Source organism: Variovorax sp. Soil_C_12 (assembly GCF_057657375.1).
Genome location: NZ_JBDGIO010000010.1, coordinates 53,968 through 71,681 on the forward strand (window position 1 = coordinate 53,968; position 17,714 = coordinate 71,681).

General features: G+C 68.0%; 17 protein-coding genes. 12 read left to right on the forward strand and 5 right to left on the reverse strand.

Annotation, left to right across the window (positions count from 1 at the left end; translation table 11 throughout):
• Positions 1–7: 7 nt before the first annotated feature.
• The 12 genes from AC3A6X_RS24305 to AC3A6X_RS24360 all read left to right on the forward strand — a co-directional run bounded on the left by AC3A6X_RS24305 (position 8) and on the right by AC3A6X_RS24360 (position 14,754).
• A complete protein-coding gene (locus AC3A6X_RS24305) occupies positions 8–1,042 on the forward strand; it encodes a microcin C ABC transporter permease YejB (RefSeq protein ID WP_487844726.1) in 1,035 nt (344 codons plus the stop codon).
• Positions 1,035–2,078 (forward strand): ABC transporter permease, encoded by a 1,044-nt coding sequence (locus AC3A6X_RS24310; RefSeq protein ID WP_487844602.1) that lies wholly within the window; start codon positions 1,035–1,037, stop codon positions 2,076–2,078. The genes AC3A6X_RS24305 and AC3A6X_RS24310 overlap by 8 nt, the downstream gene beginning before the upstream one ends.
• Positions 2,075–3,694 carry an ABC transporter ATP-binding protein gene (locus AC3A6X_RS24315; RefSeq protein ID WP_487844603.1) on the forward strand — a complete coding sequence of 540 codons (1,620 nt, stop codon included), beginning with the start codon at positions 2,075–2,077 and terminating at the stop codon, positions 3,692–3,694. The genes AC3A6X_RS24310 and AC3A6X_RS24315 overlap by 4 nt, the downstream gene beginning before the upstream one ends.
• Before the next feature lie 23 nt (positions 3,695–3,717).
• Positions 3,718–4,920 (forward strand): YbfB/YjiJ family MFS transporter, encoded by a 1,203-nt coding sequence (locus AC3A6X_RS24320; protein ID WP_487844604.1) that lies wholly within the window; start codon positions 3,718–3,720, stop codon positions 4,918–4,920.
• 162 nt (positions 4,921–5,082) lie between these two features.
• Positions 5,083–5,706: a ribosome maturation factor RimP gene (gene rimP / locus AC3A6X_RS24325; protein ID WP_487844605.1), complete on the forward strand. Its 624-nt coding sequence runs from the start codon at positions 5,083–5,085 to the stop codon at positions 5,704–5,706.
• 17 nt (positions 5,707–5,723) lie between these two features.
• On the forward strand, positions 5,724–7,208 hold the full coding sequence (gene nusA / locus AC3A6X_RS24330; RefSeq protein WP_487844606.1) for a transcription termination factor NusA: 1,485 nt from the start codon (positions 5,724–5,726) through the stop codon (positions 7,206–7,208).
• A gap of 24 nt (positions 7,209–7,232) precedes the next feature.
• Complete coding sequence (infB, locus tag AC3A6X_RS24335; protein WP_487844607.1) at positions 7,233–10,145, forward strand: translation initiation factor IF-2; 2,913 nt, start codon at positions 7,233–7,235, stop codon at positions 10,143–10,145.
• A gap of 30 nt (positions 10,146–10,175) precedes the next feature.
• Complete coding sequence (gene rbfA, locus AC3A6X_RS24340; RefSeq protein ID WP_068685509.1) at positions 10,176–10,547, forward strand: 30S ribosome-binding factor RbfA; 372 nt, start codon at positions 10,176–10,178, stop codon at positions 10,545–10,547.
• Between the two features lie 2 nt (positions 10,548–10,549).
• A complete protein-coding gene (truB, locus tag AC3A6X_RS24345; RefSeq protein ID WP_487844608.1) occupies positions 10,550–11,494 on the forward strand; it encodes a tRNA pseudouridine(55) synthase TruB in 945 nt (314 codons plus the stop codon).
• Positions 11,491–13,326, forward strand: a complete 1,836-nt coding sequence (typA, locus tag AC3A6X_RS24350; RefSeq protein ID WP_487844609.1) for a translational GTPase TypA — start codon at positions 11,491–11,493, stop codon at positions 13,324–13,326. Before truB ends, typA begins: the two co-directional genes overlap by 4 nt.
• Positions 13,289–14,230 carry a DMT family transporter gene (locus AC3A6X_RS24355; RefSeq protein WP_487844610.1) on the forward strand — a complete coding sequence of 314 codons (942 nt, stop codon included), beginning with the start codon at positions 13,289–13,291 and terminating at the stop codon, positions 14,228–14,230. The genes typA and AC3A6X_RS24355 overlap by 38 nt, the downstream gene beginning before the upstream one ends.
• 74 nt (positions 14,231–14,304) lie before the next feature.
• On the forward strand, positions 14,305–14,754 hold the full coding sequence (locus tag AC3A6X_RS24360; RefSeq protein ID WP_487844611.1) for a hypothetical protein: 450 nt from the start codon (positions 14,305–14,307) through the stop codon (positions 14,752–14,754).
• Between the two features lie 21 nt (positions 14,755–14,775).
• Here the strand turns inward: AC3A6X_RS24360 and AC3A6X_RS24365 are convergent, their stop codons facing one another.
• The 5 genes from AC3A6X_RS24365 to smpB all read right to left on the reverse strand — a co-directional run bounded on the left by AC3A6X_RS24365 (position 14,776) and on the right by smpB (position 17,619).
• On the reverse strand, positions 14,776–15,165 hold the full coding sequence (locus AC3A6X_RS24365) for a COG4315 family predicted lipoprotein (RefSeq protein ID WP_309961961.1): 390 nt from the start codon (positions 15,163–15,165) through the stop codon (positions 14,776–14,778).
• 67 nt (positions 15,166–15,232) lie between these two features.
• A complete protein-coding gene (locus AC3A6X_RS24370; RefSeq protein ID WP_487844612.1) occupies positions 15,233–15,955 on the reverse strand; it encodes an anti-sigma factor family protein in 723 nt (240 codons plus the stop codon).
• A gap of 11 nt (positions 15,956–15,966) precedes the next feature.
• Positions 15,967–16,479, reverse strand: coding sequence for a sigma-70 family RNA polymerase sigma factor (locus AC3A6X_RS24375; protein ID WP_487844613.1), 513 nt, complete (start codon positions 16,477–16,479; stop codon positions 15,967–15,969).
• Between the two features lie 58 nt (positions 16,480–16,537).
• A complete protein-coding gene (locus AC3A6X_RS24380) occupies positions 16,538–17,116 on the reverse strand; it encodes an LbetaH domain-containing protein (RefSeq protein WP_487844614.1) in 579 nt (192 codons plus the stop codon).
• Positions 17,117–17,142: 26 nt separating this feature from the next.
• Positions 17,143–17,619, reverse strand: coding sequence for an SsrA-binding protein SmpB (smpB, locus tag AC3A6X_RS24385; RefSeq protein WP_106556681.1), 477 nt, complete (start codon positions 17,617–17,619; stop codon positions 17,143–17,145).
• Between the last annotated feature and the right edge of the window lie 95 nt (positions 17,620–17,714).

The following is a 17,714-nucleotide window of genomic DNA, read 5'->3' on the forward strand; positions in this document are numbered from 1 at the left end:
CCACCCGATGGCCAGCTACATCCTCAAACGCCTGCTGCTGATGGTGCCCACGCTTTTCGGCGTGCTGCTGCTGACTTTCGTCACGGTGCAGTTCGTGCCGGGCGGTCCGGTCGAGCAGATGGTGGCGCAATTGCAGGGCCGCGACTCGGGCGGCGAACGTGCAGCCAGTTCGGGCGCGGGCTACCGTGGCCGGCAGGGCCTCGACGAGAAACGCATCGAGGAGATCAAGAAGCTCTACGGCTTCGACAAGCCGCCCGTCGAACGCTTCTGGCTGATGCTCAAGTCCTTCGCGCGCTTCGATCTGGGTACCAGCTTCTACCAGCACAAGGACGTGTGGGAGCTGGTCAAGGAAAAGCTGCCTGTCTCCATCAGCCTGGGCCTGTGGACCTTCTTCATCAGCTACCTCATCGCTGTCCCGCTTGGCGTGGCAAAGGCCGTGCGGGCGGGTTCGCGATTCGATTTCGTCACCACTTTGATCGTGCTGATCGGCTATGCGATTCCTGGTTTCGTGCTCGGCGTCGCGCTGCTCGTGGTCTTCGGCGGGCAGTTGCAGTGGTTTCCGCTGCGCGGCCTGACCTCGCCCAACTGGGCGAACCTGAGCTGGGGCGCCAAGGCGGTCGACTATCTATGGCACATCGCGCTGCCCGTAACGGCGATGGTGCTCGGCAGCTTTGCCGTGACCGCGATGCTGACCAAGAACTCCTTTCTCGAGGAAATCCGCAAACAGTACGTGCTGACCGCGCGCGCCAAGGGGCTGGCCGAGCGCCAGGTGCTGTGGAAGCACGTGTTCCGCAATGCGCTGATTCCGATCATCACCGGCTTCCCCGCCGCCTTCATCGGCGCCTTCTTCACCGGCTCGCTGCTGATCGAGACGCTGTTCTCGCTCGACGGGCTCGGCCTCCTGAGCTACGAGAGCGTGATCCGGCGCGACTACCCGGTGGTGCTCGGCACGCTCTACCTCTTCACGCTGATCGGGCTGGTCACCAAGCTGATCTCCGATCTCTGCTATGTCCTGGTCGACCCGAGGGTGAAGTTTGACTAGCCGCAGCCCCGTAACCATCTCGCCCGGCCGCCGCGCCTGGATGCGCTTCAAGCGCAACAAGCTCGGCTTCTGGAGCCTGATGCTCTTCAGCGTCCTGGTGGTGTTAAGCCTGTTTGCCGAACTGCTTTCGACCGACAAGCCGCTGGTTGTGCGCTATGAAGGGCAGACCTACTTCCCGGTGCTGCGCGACTACTCCGAAAAAACCTTCGGCGGCGATTTCGAGACGCCGGCCGACTACCTCGATCCCTTCATCCGCGAGCGCATCACGCAAGGCGGCAATTGGGCGGTCTACGCGCCCAATCCCTACGGCCCCAAGACGCTCAACTACTTTGCCAAGTCGCCGAACCCCGCTGCACCCTCCGGGGAGAACTTCTTCGGCTCCGACGACCGCGGCCGCGACCTGCTGGCGCAATTGATCTACGGCTTCCGCGTGAGCGTGTTGTTCGCGCTGGCGCTGACTGTCATCGGCGTGGTGCTGGGCATCGTCACGGGCGCGATCCAGGGCTTCTTCGGCGGCAAGATCGATCTCGCGTTCCAGCGCTTCATCGAGATCTGGGGTTCGATGCCGGAGCTGTACCTGCTGATCATTTTCAGCGCCGTGTTCGCGCCGAGCGTCGCGCTATTGCTGATCCTCTTGAGCCTGTTCGGCTGGATGGGCCTGTCGGACTACGTACGCGCCGAGTTCCTGCGCAACCGGCAGATGGACTATGTGCGCGCCGCGCGCGCGCTCGGCGTGGGCAACCTGCAGATCATGTGGCGCCACATCCTGCCCAACAGCATGACGCCGGTCGTGACCTTCCTGCCGTTTCGCATGAGCGCGGCGATCCTGGCGCTGACCTCGCTGGACTTCCTGGGCCTGGGCGTGCCGCCCGGGACGCCTTCGCTGGGCGAGCTCCTGAGCCAGGGCAAGGCCAACATCGATGCCTGGTGGATCTCGATCTCGACCTTCGGCGTGCTCGTCGTCACGCTGATGCTGCTGACCTTCATGGGCGATGCGCTGCGCGACGCACTCGATCCGCGAAAGGCGGAGCAATGAACAACAAGGGGCAGCTGCTCGACGTCAAGGGCCTGCGGATCGCCTTCGGCGGCAAGGAGGTGGTGCATGGCGTCGACTTCGAGCTCGCCGCGGGCGAGAAGCTGGCGCTGGTGGGCGAATCGGGTTCCGGCAAGACCGTCACCGCGCTGAGCCTGCTGCGGCTGGCCCAGAACGCCGAAGTTTCGGGCCATGCGGCCTTCGCGGCTTCCGGCGACCGGGTCGGCCCGCGCGATCTTCTGTCCCTGCCCGAGCGCGAGTTGCGCGCCATCCGCGGCAAGGAGATCGCGATGATCTTCCAGGAGCCGATGACCGCGCTCAACGCGCTCTACAGCGTCGGCGACCAGATTGCGGAGGTGCTGGAACTGCATGAGGCGCTGCCGAAGCGGGCGGCACAGGAGGCGGCAGTGCAGCTCCTGGCCGACACCGGCATTCCCGAGCCGCAGCGGCGGGCGCGGGCCTTTCCGCACCAGCTCTCCGGCGGTCAGCGCCAGCGCGCCATGATCGCGATGGCCCTGGCGTGCAAACCGCGGTTGCTGCTGGCCGACGAGCCGACCACCGCGCTCGACGTGACCGTGCGCGCGCAGATCCTGGAACTGCTGGCCGAGTTGCAGGACAAGTACCGCATGGCGGTGCTGATGATCACCCACGACCTGAACCTGGTGCGCCGCTTCGCCGACCGCGTGGCGGTCATGGAGAACGGGCACATCGTCGAGCAAGGCGCGGTGGCCACCGTGTTCGGCGCTCCGCAGCATCCCTACACCCGCAAGCTGATCGACAGCCGGCCGGCGCGCGACGTGCCGCCCGTGCCGGCGCAGCAGGAGCCGCCGGTGCTCGAGGCACAGGGCCTGCGCGTGAGCTACCCGGTCTCGCGGCCTGGCCTCGCCGGCTGGTTCCGCAAGGGCGAGTTCGTGGCGGTGCAGGGCGCCGATTTCCGCATCGCGCAGGGCGAGACCCTGGGCGTGGTGGGCGAGTCGGGCTCGGGCAAGTCGACGCTGGCGCTGGCCGCGCTGGGCCTGCTCAAGCACAGCGGCAGCCTGGGCGTCGCGGGCCAGCACTGGAACGCGGGCGGGGCGAGCAACCGCGCGCTGCGCCGGCAGATGCAGGTGGTGTTCCAGGATCCGTTCTCCTCGCTCTCGCCGCGCATGACGGTGGAGCAGATCGTCGGCGAGGGCCTCACGGTGCATGCGCCGGAACTGGACGTCGCCGCCCGCCGCACGCGCTCGCTGGCGGCGCTGGCCGACGTGGGCCTGAGCGAGGCGCAGTTCCCATCGCTGCTCGACCGCTACCCGCACGAGTTCTCGGGTGGCCAGCGCCAGCGGCTGGCCATCGCGCGGGCGCTGATCGTCGATCCGCGGCTGCTGGTTCTGGACGAGCCCACCAGCGCCCTGGACGTCACCATCCAGAAGCAGGTGCTGGGGCTGCTGCAGCGCTTGCAGCGCGAGCGCGGCCTGAGCTACCTGCTGATCACGCACGACGTCGAGGTGATCCGCGCCATGGCGCACCAGGTCATCGTGATGAAGGATGGGGCGATCCTCGAATCCGGCGCCGCCCTGCGGGTACTCGATGCGCCCGAACATCCCTATACGCAGAAGCTGGTGGCCGCGGCCGTTGGCTGATTGGAAGAACGCGGAACGAATCGATGTCGACAATCGGAAGCGAGCGGCGCGGCGCCTGGCGCGCGGCGCTGGCCTGCATGGTGACTCTGGCGGTGGCGATGGGCCTGGGGCGCTTCGCCTTCACGCCCATGCTGCCGGTCATGCTGCACGAGGGCAAGCTGGACCTGCAGGAGGGCGGGGTGCTGGCCTCGCTCAACTACCTGGGCTATTTCGTGGGTGCGCTGTCGTGTGCAGCGATCCGGCTCGAGGCCGCTGCCATGGTGCGCGGCGGACTGGTCGCCACCGCGGCGCTGCTGCTCGGGATGGGGCTTTGGGACAACTTCACTATCTGGGGCGTGCTGCGCACGGCGGCCGGGGTGGTCAGCGCCTGGACCTTCGTCTTCGCCTCGGGATGGGGCCTCAGGCGCCTCGCCGAGACCCATGCGCCGACGCTGCAAGGCGTGATCTACACGGGGCCCGGGATCGGAATCGTCGTCGCAGGGCTCTTGGGCAGCACGATCGGGCGCTGGGGCTCGGAAGCCGGCTGGATCGGCTTCGGCCTGCTCTCGGTGCTGCTGATCGCCGGCGTCTGGCGCATCTTCGGCGACGGAATCCATTCCCATGCCGCCGCGGCCGTAGGTGCAGCCGCCACGGGGCAAGCCGACTCGGCCGCGACGCGCAGCGATGCCCGCTGGCTGATCGCTCTCTATGGCCTGGCCGGCTTCGGTTACATCATCACCGCCACCTTCCTGCCCGTGATCGCGCGCCAGGCGCTGCCGGGCTCGTCCTGGCCCGACCTGTTCTGGCCGATGTTCGGCCTGGCGGTGGTTCCGGGCGCGCTCATCGGTGCGCGGGCGCCGATGCAGTGGGACAACCGGCTGCTGCTCGCGCTCGCCTACGGGCTACAGGCGCTCGGCGTGCTGCTGTCGGTGGCCTGGCCCAGCATCGCCGGCTTCATGCTGGGCAGCCTGCTGCTGGGCCTGCCGTTCACGGCGATCACCCTGTTCGCGATGCGGGATGCGCGCCGCTTGCGCGGCAACGCGGCGGCCGGGCTGATCGGCTATGCCACGGCTTCCTACGGTGTCGGCCAGATCCTGGGGCCGCTCTTCGCCGCGCCGCTGGCGCAGCGCACCGGCTCCTTCACCGTGCCGCTGCTGGTGGCCGCTGCCGCGCTGGCGCTCGGCGCGCTGCTGTTCGCCTGGGTCTGGTGGCGCTCCAGGCGGCCGGCAGGCGCATTCGCCGCGTAGAACCCCGCGTTTCCTGACGTGTTTGGCATATAATTCGAGGCTCACGACCAAACGGGCGGGTACCTACCGCCCGTTTTTTATTGGTCGAAGCATTTTTCCGGAGCGCCGAGCGGGCGGCGCACCGGGCACACACACAGAAACACAGAAGGCGCACTCAAGCACGTGGCATTGCAGCAGACAGTGGAACGAACCGTGGCCGGCCTCGGCTACGACCTGGTCGAGATCGAACGCTCGGCGGGGGGATTGCTGCGTGTCACGATTGATTTGCCCTGGAGCGGCCCCACATCGGATGCGGCGGCGCCTGAGGTGCCCGAGGCTTTCGTCACTGTCGAGGACTGCGAGAAGGTCACCCGCCAGCTGCAGTTTGCGCTCGAGGTGGACAGCATCGACTACAAGCGGCTCGAGGTTTCTTCGCCGGGGATTGACCGGCCGCTGCGCAATGAGCAGGATTTCGAACGTTTCATCGGTGAGGTGATCGACGTCACGCTGAAGGCGCCCATGGGCGCCGCCGCGGCTGGCCAGGTGGCGGCCAACCGCAAGAAGTTTCGCGGCACGCTGGAGCGTGTCGCAGGGGCAGACGGCGCCCAGGGCTGGCAGATCGTCTGGAACCAGGAGCCCGAAGGAAAGACGGCGCCGAAGCCCGGCCAGAAGATCAGCAGGAAGCGCGCGCCCGCCCCGATGCAGGCGCTGGGCTTCACGCTGGACGAGCTGCGCGAGGCGCGGCTCGCCCCGATCGTGGATTTCAAGGGGCGCAGGCCCAAACCCGACATGACGGCGTCGGAATGAACAAGGAGAGTGGTGGCATGAATCGCGAAATGTTGATGTTGGTGGATGCGATCTCGCGCGAGAAGAACGTCGAGCGCGACGTCGTCTTCGGCGCGGTCGAGTCCGCCCTGGCGCAAGCCACCAAGAAGCTCTACCAGGGCGATGTGGACATCCGCGTCGCGGTGGATCGCGACAGCGGCGACTACGAGACCTTCCGCCGTTGGCACGTGGTGCCCGACGAGGCCGGCCTGCAATTGCCTGACCAGGAAATCCTGCTGTTCGAGGCCAAGGAAGAGATGCCCGACATCGAGCTCGACGAGTACATCGAGGAAGCGGTGGAGTCGGTGCCGATCGGCCGCATCGGCGCGATGGCGGCCAAGCAGGTCATCCTCCAGAAGATCCGCGACGCCGAGCGCGAGATGCTGCTCAACGACTTCATGTCGCGCGGCGAGAAGATCTTCACCGGCACCGTCAAGCGCCTCGACAAGGGCGACATCATCGTCGAGGCCGGCCGCGTCGAAGGCCGCCTGCGCCGCAGCGAGATGATCTCCAAGGAGAACCTGCGCAACGGCGACCGCGTGCGGGCCATGATCATGGAGGTCGACCTCACGCTGCGCGGCGCACCCATCATCCTGTCGCGCGCGGCGCCCGCGTTCATGATCGAGCTGTTCCGCCAGGAAGTGCCCGAGATCGAGCAGGGCCTGCTCGAAATCAAGAGCTGCGCCCGCGACCCCGGCTCGCGCGCCAAGATCGCCGTGCTCTCGCACGACAAGCGTGTCGACCCGATCGGCACCTGCGTCGGCGTGCGCGGCACGCGCGTCAACGCCGTCACCAACGAGCTCGCCGGCGAGCGCGTGGATATCGTGCTGTGGAGCGAGGACCCGGCCCAGTTCGTGATCGGTGCGCTGGCCCCGGCCAACGTGTCCTCGATCGTGGTCGACGAGGAAAAGCACGCCATGGACGTGGTGGTCGACGAGGAAAACCTCGCGATCGCGATCGGCCGCGGCGGCCAGAACGTGCGGCTCGCTTCCGAGCTGACCGGCTGGAAGATCAACATCATGGACGCCAACGAGTCGGCCCAGAAGCAGGCGAGCGAGACCGACGCCAGCCGCAAGCTCTTCATGGAGAAGCTCGACGTCGACGAGGAAATCGCCGACATCCTGATCGCCGAGGGCTTCACCAGCCTGGAAGAAGTGGCTTACGTGCCGATCTCCGAGCTGCTCGAGATCGAGAGCTTCGACGAAGACACGATCAACGAGCTGCGCTCGCGCGCCAAGGATGCGCTGCTCACCATGGAAATCGCCCGGGAAGAGAACGTCGAGAGCGTCTCGCAGGACCTGCGCGACCTCGAGGGCCTCGACCCCGCCCTGATCCCGAAGCTGGCCGATGCCGGCGTGCATACGCGCGACGACCTGGCCGACCTCGCGGTCGACGAACTCACCGAAATCACCGGCCAGAGCGCCGATGAAGCCAAGAACCTCATCTTGAAGGCCCGCGAACACTGGTTCGCCGGCCAAGAGTGATGGTCATGGAGGCACGAAAGCAATATGTCCAGTACCACTGTCGCCGAGTTCGCGAACGAGCTCAAGAAGACGCCCGAAATCCTGCTTGACCAGCTCAAGAGCGCGGGCGTGACCAAGGCTGCCGTCACCGACGCGCTCACCGAGGCCGACAAGCAGCGCCTGCTCGGCTTCCTGAAAGCCAGCCATGGCACGGTCGACCCCGAGCGCAAGAAGATCACGCTGACCAAGAAGTCGACCACCGAGATCAAGCAGGCCGACGCCACTGGCCGTGCGCGCACGATCCAGGTCGAGGTGCGCAAGAAGCGCACCTTCATCCAGCGCGACGAGGGACATCCGGCCACGCCCGAGCCGATGAAGACGGTCGCCGACGCTCCCGCGCCTGCCGTTGCCGAGCCCGCCGCGCCGCGCGTCGACGAGGCCGAGCTCGCACGCCGCGAGGAAGAAGCGCGTCGCCAGGCCGAGCTCATCCGCCGCCAGGAGGAAGAGCTGGTCGAGAAGCGCCGCCTGCGCGAGGAAGCCGAAGCGCGCGAGCGCGAAAAGGTCGAGCGCGCCGAGCAGGCCGAGCAGGCCGCCCGCGCCGCGCGTGCCAAGGCAGCCGCTGAGAAGGCCGCCGCCGTGACCGAAGGCGCGCCCGAAGCGCCCGAGGAAGCCCCGGCCGTGACCGACCGCAAGGCCGCCGCCGAAGCCGCTGCCGCCCAGGTCAAGGAAGACGCCAAGGCCAAGGCGGCCGCCGAATCGAAGGCCCGTGCCGACGAAGAAGCCGCGCGCGCCAAGGACCTCGACGAGCGCCGCCGCAAGGCGCTGGCCGAGGCGGAAGCCATTCGCGCCATGATGAATGCACCGGCCCGCGTGCTGGTGCCGCACAAGGCGCCCGAGAAGCCGGCGCCGGAAGCCAAGGCCGCAGGCGTCAAGGGCACGCTGCACAAGCCGACCGCACCCGCGGCCCGTACGGCCGCACCAGGCGCACCCGGCACCGCGGCGCCCGGCGCGGGCAAGGAAGTCAAGTCGGCCAAGCTCTCCTCGAGCTGGGCCGGCGACACCGCCAAGAAGAAGGAAATCAAGACGCGCGGCGATGCCAGCGGCGGCGTCGGCCGCGGCAACTGGCGCGGCGGCCCGCGCGGGCGTCGTGGCAATGACCGTGGCGGCCAGGAAGAACGCGTGCAGGCCGCGCCGGTCGAGGCGCGCGTGCTCGAAGTGCACGTGCCCGAGACCATCACGGTCTCCGAGCTGGCGCACAAGATGGCCGTCAAGGCGTCGGAAGTCATCAAGCAGTTGATGAAGCTGGGCCAGATGGCGACCATCAACCAGTCGCTGGACCAGGACACCGCGATGATCATCGTGGAGGAAATGGGCCATAGCGCGGTGGTTGCCGCGCTGGACGATCCGGAAGCCTTCACCGACGAGGACGTGTCGGCGCAGCAGGCCGAGGCGCTGCCGCGTGCGCCGGTCGTGACCGTGATGGGCCACGTCGACCACGGCAAGACCTCGCTGCTGGACTACATCCGCCGCACCAAGGTCGCGGCGGGCGAGGCCGGCGGCATCACGCAGCACATCGGTGCCTACCACGTGCACACTGATCGCGGCATGGTGTCCTTCCTGGATACCCCGGGCCACGAGGCCTTCACCGCGATGCGGGCCCGCGGCGCGCAGGCGACCGACATCGTGATCCTGGTGGTGGCAGCGGACGACGGCGTCATGCCCCAGACCAAGGAAGCCATCAGCCACGCCAAGGCGGCCAAGGTGCCGATCGTGGTGGCGATCAACAAGATCGACAAGCCCGATGCCAACCTCGACCGCGTCAAGCAGGAGCTGGTGGCCGAGCAAGTGGTGCCCGAGGAGTACGGCGGCGACACGCCCTTCGTGTCGGTGTCCGCGAAGACCGGCCAGGGTGTGGACAGCCTGCTCGAGCAGGTGCTGCTGCAGGCCGAGGTGCTGGAGCTCAAGGCGCCGGTCGATGCCGCCGCCAAGGGCCTGGTGATCGAAGCGCAGCTGGACAAGGGCCGCGGCCCGGTCGCGACCGTGCTGGTGCAGTCCGGCACGCTCAAGATCGGCGACGTGGTGCTGGCCGGCTCGACCTACGGCCGCGTGCGCGCCATGCTGGACGAGGACGGCAAGCCGACCAAGGAGGCCGGCCCCTCGATCCCGGTGGAAATTCAGGGCCTGACCGAAGTGCCGCAAGCCGGCGACGAGTTCATGGTGATGGGCGACGAGCGCCGTGCGCGCGAGATCGCGACCTACCGCGCGGGCAAGTTCCGCAACACCAAGCTGGCCAGGCAGCAGGCCGCCAAGTTCGAGAACGTGTTCTCGGAGTTGGGCGCCGAAGTCAAGACGCTGCCCATCATCATCAAGGCCGACGTCCAGGGCTCGCAGGAAGCGCTCGCGCAGTCGCTGCTCAAGCTCTCGACCGACGAGGTCAAGGTGCAGGTGGTGTACGCGGCGGTGGGCGGCATCAGCGAGTCGGACATCAACCTCGCGATCGCCTCCAAGGCGACGGTCATCGGCTTCAACGTGCGCGCCGACGCCGGCGCGCGCCGACTGGCCGAGGGCAACAACGTCGGCATCAGCTACTACAGCATCATCTACGACGCTGTGGACGAGCTGAAGACGGCGATGGCCGGCATGCTGGCGCCCGAGCGGCGCGAAGAGATCATCGGCTCGGCCGAGATCCGCACCGTGTTCGTGGCGTCCAAGATCGGCACGGTCGCGGGCTGCTACGTCACCTCGGGCTACGTTACCCGCAGCGCGCATTTCCGCCTGCTGCGCGACAACGTGGTCGTCTACACCGGCGAGCTGGAGTCGCTCAAGCGCATGAAAGACGACGTGCGCGAGGTGCGCGAAGGCTTCGAGTGCGGTATCAAGCTCAAGAACTACAACGACATCAAGGAAGGTGATCAGCTGGAGTTCTTCGAGATCAAGGAGATCGCGCGGACGCTGTAAGGCGTTACCAAGGCGTCACGGATTCTGGCCATGCCCAAGAGAAAAGCCGCAACCCCCAATCGCGCCTTCAAGGTCGCCGATCAGATCCAGCGCGATCTGACGGAGCTGATCGCGCGCGAGCTGAAGGATCCGCGGGTGGGCATGGTCACGATCCAGGCGGTCGAGGTGACGCCCGACTACGCGCATGCGAAGGTCTTCTTCAGCCTGCTGGTGGGCGACCCGGTGGAGACCACCGAGGCGCTCAACCAGGCCGCCGGCTTCCTGCGCAACGGCCTCTTCAAGCGGCTGCACATCCACACCGTGCCGACGCTGCATTTCCAGTTCGACCGCACCACGGAGCGCGCCGCCGACATGAATGCGCTGATCGCGCAGGCCGTCGCCTCCCGTTCCAAAGACGACTGAGGATGAACGCGCCACGCACACGGGTGCAGCGGCGCCCTGTGCATGGGGTGCTTCTGCTCGACAAGCCACTGGGCCTGTCCAGCAACCAGGCCTTGCAGAAGGCCAAGTGGCTGCTGCGCGCCGAGAAGGCGGGGCACACGGGCACGCTCGATCCGCTCGCCAGCGGCGTGCTGCCGCTGTGCTTCGGTGCGGCGACCAAGTTCAGCCAACTGCACCTCGACGCGGACAAGACCTACGAGGCCACTGCGCGGCTGGGCATCCGCACTTCCACCGGCGATGCCGAAGGCGATGTGATCGAGGAGCGGCCCGTTGCCGTCACGCCCGAGGATCTGGCGCGCGTCCGGGCGCAGTTCACCGGCCCGATCCGCCAGGTGCCGCCGATGCACAGCGCCCTCAAGAAGGACGGCAAGCCGCTCTACGAGTACGCGCGCGAGGGCGTCGAGGTCGAGCGCGCGGCGCGCGATGTTGTGATCCACGCGCTGGAGCTCGTTCAGCTGTCGGCGCACGAGATCCGCATCCGGGCCAGCGTGAGCAAGGGCACCTACATCCGCACCCTCGGCGAGGACATCGGCGCGGCGCTCGGCTGCGGCGCCCATCTCAGCGCCTTGCGCCGCACGGCCACCGGCAGCTTCGACGCCTCGCAGTGCGTCACGCTGGAGTCGCTGGAGGCCATGAGCGAGGCGCAGCGCATCGCCCAGCTGCTGCCGACCGAGGCCCTGGTCGCCGGCCACACCAACGTCACGCTCTGCGCCGAAGATGCGGCACGTTTCCTGTCGGGCCTGCGCCGCCGCGGCGCCTGGCCCGATGCCGCGGAGGTCGCCGTCTTCGGCCAGGCCCCGCCCGCCTTCCTCGGCACGGCCCACGTGAAGGCAGGCGAACTCATCCCGGGGCGCTTGCTGAACCCCATCGAAATCCAGCAGACACTTTTGACCGAAGCCACACCATGAGCACCAACCAGATCCGCAACATCGCCATCATTGCCCACGTGGACCATGGCAAGACCACGATGGTCGACCAATTGCTGCGCCAGTCCGGCACTTTCGCGGCGCACGAGAAGGTGGTCGACACCGTGATGGACAACAACGCGATCGAGAAAGAGCGCGGCATCACGATCCTGGCCAAGAACTGCGCCGTGACCTGGAAGGGCATGCACATCAACATCGTGGACACCCCCGGCCACGCCGACTTCGGCGGCGAGGTGGAGCGTGCGCTCAGCATGGTGGACGGCGTGGTGCTGCTGATCGACGCCCAGGAAGGCCCGATGCCCCAGACCCGCTTCGTCACCAAGAAGGCGCTGGCCCTGGGCCTCAAGCCGATCCTGGTGGTGAACAAGGTCGACAAGCCGGGCGCGCGCCCGGACCACGTGGTCAACGCCGCCTTCGACCTGTTCGACAAGCTGGGCGCGACGGACGAGCAGCTGGACTTCCCCGTGGTCTACGCCTCGGGCATCAATGGCTGGTCGTCGCTGGTAGAGGGCGCGCCGGGCGAGCAGTGGGGCCCCGACATGTCGGCCCTGTTCGACACCGTCCTCGAGCACGTGCCGGCCCATGCGGGCGATCCGGACGCGCCGCTGCAGCTGCAGATCTCGGCGATCGACTTCTCGACCTTCGTGGGCCGCATCGGCGTCGGCCGCATCAACGCCGGCACCATCCGCCCGATGATGGACGTGGTCGTGATGGAAGGCCCCGACGGCAAGTCCTTCAAGGGCCGGGTCAACCAGGTGCTGACCTTCCAGGGGCTGGAGCGCGTGCAGGCCACCGAAGCCGGCCCGGGCGAGATCGTGCTGATCAACGGCATTGCCGACATCGGCATCGGCGTGACCGTCACCGACCCGACGACGCCGGAGCCGCTGCCCATGCTCAAGGTCGACGAGCCGACGCTGACGATGAACTTCTGCGTCAACACCAGCCCGCTGGCCGGCCGCGAAGGCAAGTTCGTCACCAGCCGCCAGATCTGGGACCGCCTGCAGAAGGAGCTGCAGCACAACGTGGCCCTGCGCGTCAAGGAGACCGACGAGGAGGGCGTGTTCGAGGTCATGGGCCGGGGCGAACTGCACCTCACAATCCTGTTGGAGAACATGCGCCGCGAGGGCTATGAACTGGCCGTGTCCAAGCCGCGTGTGGTGTTCCGCGACGTCGACGGCGTGCGGCACGAGCCGATCGAAATGGTGACCGCCGACATCGAGGACCAGCACCAGGGCGGCGTGATGCAGGCCCTGGGCGAGCGCAAGGGCGAACTGGTCAACATGGAGCCGGACGGCCGTGGCCGCGTGCGCCTCGAGTACCGCATTCCGGCGCGCGGCCTGATCGGCTTCACCAACGAGTTCCTGAACCTGACGCGCGGCTCGGGCCTGATCTCGAACATCTTCGACAGCTACGAGCCGCACAAGGGCGAGATCGGCAGCCGCAAGAACGGCGTGCTGATCTCCATGGACGACGGCGAGATCTTCACCTACGCGCTGGGCAAGCTGGACGATCGCGGCCGCATGTTCGTGCGGGCGAACGACCCGGTGTACGAAGGCATGATCGTCGGCATTCACAGCCGCGACAACGACCTGGTGGTCAACGCCACGCGCACCAAGCAGCTCACGAACTTCCGGGTGTCCGGCAAGGAAGACGCGATCAAGATCACCCCGCCGATCGACCTCACGCTCGAATACGGCGTGGAGTTCATCGAGGACGACGAGCTGGTCGAGATCACGCCCAAGAGCGTGCGCCTGCGCAAGCGGTACCTGAAGGAACATGAGCGCAAGCGGGCCAGCCGCGAGACCACTGTCTAGCACGGTGCTCACCCACGGCCGCGCCGTCTGGCTGATGGTCGCCGTGACCCTGATGTGGGCCACGGCGGGCGTGGTCACGCGCCATCTCGAGCATGCGCGCAGCTTCGAGATCACCTACTGGCGCAGCTTCTTCACGCTCGCGGCCCTGCTCGTGATCCTGCCCGCCTGGCAGGGCCGGGCCGTGTTCGCGAAGATCCGCTCGGGCGGCCGGGCGCTCTGGATCTCCGGCGTCTGCTGGTGCGTGATGTTCACCGCCTTCATGGTGGCGCTCACGCTGACCAGCGTGGCCAACGTGCTGGTGACCATGGCGCTCGGGCCGCTCCTGACCGCGCTTGCGGCGCGTATCTTCATTGGTCACCGGCTGCCGCCGCGCACCTGGGCGGCGATCGTGGTGGCCGGTCTCGGCATCGGCTGGATGTACGGCACCCAGCTGGGCGACGGGCTGCTGGCCGGCACCCTGGTGGCGCTGTGCGTGCCGCTGGCCGGCGCCTGCAACTGGACCGTGGTGCAACATGCCCATGCGAAGGGGACCGAGGTGGACCTGGTGCCTTCGGTGCTGGTGGGCGCTGCGATGTCCTCGCTGGTCACACTGCCGCTGGCCTGGCCCTTTCAGGCCAACACGCACGACGTGGCGTTGCTGGCCTTCCTGGGCGTGTTCCAGCTGGCGATTCCCTGCGTGCTCTCGGTGCTCTGCGCACGGGTGCTGAAGGCGCCGCAGGTGGCCTTGCTGGCGCTGCTGGAGATCATCTTCGGCATCACCCTGGCCTGGCTCGGTGCCGGCGAGGCGCCGTCGTCGAGCGTGCTGGCCGGCGGCGCGCTCGTGATCGGTGCGCTGGTGTTCAACGAATGGCTCGGGCTGCGCGACCGGCGCGCGGCGGCCGTGGCCCTGCAGGGGACCCGGTAGCATCCGGGCTTTCACCTATTTCGCGCCCGAGGTCGGGCGCGTTCAAGACTTTTCATCCAATGAGGGAGATAGCGATGCGACTTTCCGCGTTCCTGCTGGCCGCCGTGGCGGCTGCGGCACCTTTGGGGGCCTCGGCCCAGGTGTCGGTCAACATCCACGTGCCAGGCCTCATCGCGGTGGCGCCGCCGGCGCCGCGCTACGAGGTCGTGCCGGCGCCACGCGCCGGCTTCGTCTGGGTGCCCGGCAACTGGCAATGGCAACAGAGCGCCTATGGCTGGCGCGCGGGCTACTGGGAGCGCGCGCGGCCGGACTACGTCTATGCGCCGGGCAGCTGGGTGCGTGCGGATGGAGGCTGGCGCTGGGCCGAGCCCAACTGGCGGCGTGCCGAAAGGCGTGCCTACCGGGACGACCGCCACGACCACCACGACCGGCACGACGATCGTCATGGCCATCGCGGCCATGACGGCGGCCACCACGGCGGCTACCACTGCCCGCCGGGACAGGCCAAGAAGGGGAACTGCTGAGCGCAGCACCCCCGCGGGAGGTCAGGGCCGCGCAACCTTCCAGACGTTGTTGACGCCGTCGCCCGTCTTGTCGCCGGCCTTCGTGTCCTTGGCCCAGTAGTAGAGCGGCCAGCCCTTGTAGGCCCACTGGCGCTTGCCGTCGTCGCGCACGACGATGGTGTAGGCGCCCATCGGCTTGGCCGCGTCGGCCGCCATCAGGGGCGGCCAGTTGGTCGCGCAGGGCCCGTTGCAGGTCGATTTGCCGCTGCCGGCGGCATCGCGGTCGAAGGTGTAGAGCGTCATGCCGGTGGGGCCGATCAGCACGCCGTCGGCGGTGCGGGTCGGGGCGTCCGGCATCGATGCAGTCCTGGACATGCCGCCGCAGCCGGCGAGCAGGGCGGCCGCGAGGATCGAGGCGCTGAGCAGTTTCATGAGAAGTTTCTCCTTGGTTGAAAAATAGTTTGAAAAGGCCGCGGCGGTCTGGCGTATCGGCCTTCAGTCAAAGCTGGCGGTACACCGCGCCGGCCAGGTTGAGCAGCACCTCGCGGGGCAGCTTGCCCGTCAGCGCATAGCCGAAACCCTGGTCGACCCAATAGAAGCTCGGCACCGGGCCCTCTTGCGAATAGCGGAATGCGCTTTCTCCCGACCGCGGCTGTTGCACCGCGGCGGCGTCCAGGCTGCCGATGTAGAGGGTCAGGCGCTCGCCGTCGCCACGCTCGAACATGAACTGTGCCCGCGCCCCCTCGCTGCCGGGCAGCAGACGACCGCCGACCAGCGCGTAGCCCTGGGCCGACAGATCGGGCACCTTGAGCGGCTTGTCGAGCCGCTTCGAGAGCCACTGCACCAGGTGCTGCTGCTCGGTCGCCGTCACGTCGACGGGATGGCGCTTCTCGGGCGCGTAGACGACGTGGGCCACCGCGGCGGCATGCACGAACGCCTGGGTCGCGGGCCCGTTGGCCAGCAAGGCCCGGCGCTGGTGGGTCCACTCCAGGCTCCCCAGCCAGCCGGCGCCGAAGGCGACCAGCAGGCCGGCCGCGATGCCGCTCCAGCGCATCCAGCGCGCATGCTGGTCCTGGCGCGCCGCGACCATCGCCGCGGCCGCCAGCAGGGAAGGCGGAATGGGCTCGTCGAGCACCTCGCCGTGCAGCCGGCGCAGCGCGTCGCGCTGGGCCCGCCAGGCCGGTTGGTCGGTGTCGGGCGTCGAGGAAGACGGCGGCTTCATGGCGATGTGCTTCACTTGAGGCGGCGCAGCCCAGGACGGCCCGCCGCCGGCGGCGGGGCGCCTTCCATCAGGTCCTGCAGGCGCACGCGCGCCCGTGCCAGGCGCGACATGACGGTGCCGAGCGGGACGTTCAGCACCCGGGACAGCTGCGCATAGGACATGTCCTCCAGTGCCACCAGCAGTAGCGCGGCGCGCTGCTCTTCGGGCAGCAGCAGCAGGCAGCGCTGCAGGTCGATGGCGCGGTCGCGCGCGCCTTCCGCGCCGGGCAGCTGCGCCGCGACCTCTTCGATGTCCACCATGGCGCGCGGCGGCGGCGCGCGACGCGTCTGGCTCGCGAACACGTTGTGCATGATCGTGAAGAGCCACGCCCGCAGGTCGCTGCCGACGATCCACAGCTGCCACTTGTGGCAGGCGCGCTCCAGCGTGTCCTGCACGAGGTCATCGGCCGCCCAGGCGTCGCCGGTCAGCGCGCGGGCATAGCGCCTGAGGCTGGGGATCTGGTCGATGAGCGCGCGTGAATCCATTGCTGCATGAACGCCTGGAACCCGCAGCTTATTCCCGGCGCCGCAAAAAAAACATCGCTCAGCGTTCGGCGGCGCGCAGCACCCGCGGTTTGATCGCCTTGGCCGGGTTACCGCCGTAGACCGTCCAGGCCTCGAGCGAGCGGAAGGCCACGCCGCGCGCGCCCAGCACCGCACCTTCGCCCACCTCGACGCCAGGGCCAACGAAGGCTTCGGCCGCGATCCACGCGCCGGCGCCGATGGTGATCGGGCTGGCCGTCAGCTGGAAGGTGGCCGAGGCGATGTCATGGGTGCCGGCGCACAGGTGAGCGCCCTGCGAGACCAGCGCGGCGCGGCCCAGCGTGATCGGCGCCATGTTGTAGCAATTGACCCGCTCCGCCAGCATGGCGCGGTCGGCCAGGTGCAAGTGGGGCGGATACCAGACGCGCGCAGTGCCGCGCACGTCGCTCGATTCGCCCAGCTGCGCTCCGAAGAGCTTGAGCAGGAAGCGGCGCCAGAAGCGCATCTGCGGTGGCGTCCAGGACGCCAGCAGCGCCCAGCTCACGTTCCAGGCCGCGCGCAACAGCCTGTTGCGCAGCGAGAAGCTGGGGCCGCCCTCCAGGGGATTGGTTCGCTCTGCATCGAGGGGTTGGGCGGCCATGGCGGTGGTTCCTTTGGGGGACTCTGTTAACGGTGGCGGCTCTTCATCGCGCGCTCGACCTCGCGCTTGCCTTCGCGGTCCTTGATGGTGTCGCGCTTGTCGTGCTCGGCCTTGCCCTTGGCCAGCGCGATCTCGCACTTCACCTTGCCGGCCTTCCAGTGCAGGTTGAGCGGCACCAGCGTGTAGCCCTTCTGCTCGACCTTGCCGACCAGGCGCTTGATCTGCTCCTTGTGCAGCAGCAGCTTCTTGGTGCGCACCGAGTCGGGGTTGATGTGCGTCGAGGCGGACTTCAGCGGGTTGATCTGGCAGCCGATGACGAAGAGCTCGCCGTCGCGGATCACGACGTAGCCGTCGGTCAGCTGCACCTTGCCCTCGCGCAGGGACTTGACCTCCCAGCCTTCCAGCACCATGCCGGCTTCGAAGCGCTCCTCGAAGAAGTAGTTGTACGCGGCCTTCTTGTTGTCCGCGATCCGGGAGGAGGTGTCTTGTTTTTTGGTGGCCATGGCTTCGTGATTTGGGGGCGCATGGCATCCATACAACCGTCAAACGCACACACCCGCCCGATTCTATGAAATGAGGCGGCGGCACCGAACGGGGC

Excerpts from the sequence above, each read along its gene's own strand:
- nusA (WP_487844606.1), top strand. The coding sequence starts at position 5,724 with ATGAATCGCGAAATGTTGATGTTGGTGGATGCGATCTCGCGCGAGAAG.
- AC3A6X_RS24365 (WP_309961961.1), bottom strand. The coding sequence starts at position 15,165 with ATGAAACTGCTCAGCGCCTCGATCCTCGCGGCCGCCCTGCTCGCCGGC.
- AC3A6X_RS24315 (WP_487844603.1), top strand. The coding sequence starts at position 2,075 with ATGAACAACAAGGGGCAGCTGCTCGACGTCAAGGGCCTGCGGATCGCC.
- smpB (WP_106556681.1), bottom strand. The coding sequence starts at position 17,619 with ATGGCCACCAAAAAACAAGACACCTCCTCCCGGATCGCGGACAACAAG.
- AC3A6X_RS24355 (WP_487844610.1), top strand. The coding sequence starts at position 13,289 with ATGAGCGCAAGCGGGCCAGCCGCGAGACCACTGTCTAGCACGGTGCTC.
- rbfA (WP_068685509.1), top strand. The coding sequence starts at position 10,176 with ATGCCCAAGAGAAAAGCCGCAACCCCCAATCGCGCCTTCAAGGTCGCC.
- AC3A6X_RS24375 (WP_487844613.1), bottom strand. The coding sequence starts at position 16,479 with ATGGATTCACGCGCGCTCATCGACCAGATCCCCAGCCTCAGGCGCTAT.
- AC3A6X_RS24360 (WP_487844611.1), top strand. The coding sequence starts at position 14,305 with ATGCGACTTTCCGCGTTCCTGCTGGCCGCCGTGGCGGCTGCGGCACCT.
- AC3A6X_RS24305 (WP_487844726.1), top strand. The coding sequence starts at position 8 with ATGGCCAGCTACATCCTCAAACGCCTGCTGCTGATGGTGCCCACGCTT.
- AC3A6X_RS24320 (WP_487844604.1), top strand. The coding sequence starts at position 3,718 with ATGTCGACAATCGGAAGCGAGCGGCGCGGCGCCTGGCGCGCGGCGCTG.
- AC3A6X_RS24380 (WP_487844614.1), bottom strand. The coding sequence starts at position 17,116 with ATGGCCGCCCAACCCCTCGATGCAGAGCGAACCAATCCCCTGGAGGGC.
- AC3A6X_RS24370 (WP_487844612.1), bottom strand. The coding sequence starts at position 15,955 with ATGAAGCCGCCGTCTTCCTCGACGCCCGACACCGACCAACCGGCCTGG.
- truB (WP_487844608.1), top strand. The coding sequence starts at position 10,550 with ATGAACGCGCCACGCACACGGGTGCAGCGGCGCCCTGTGCATGGGGTG.
- typA (WP_487844609.1), top strand. The coding sequence starts at position 11,491 with ATGAGCACCAACCAGATCCGCAACATCGCCATCATTGCCCACGTGGAC.
- infB (WP_487844607.1), top strand. The coding sequence starts at position 7,233 with ATGTCCAGTACCACTGTCGCCGAGTTCGCGAACGAGCTCAAGAAGACG.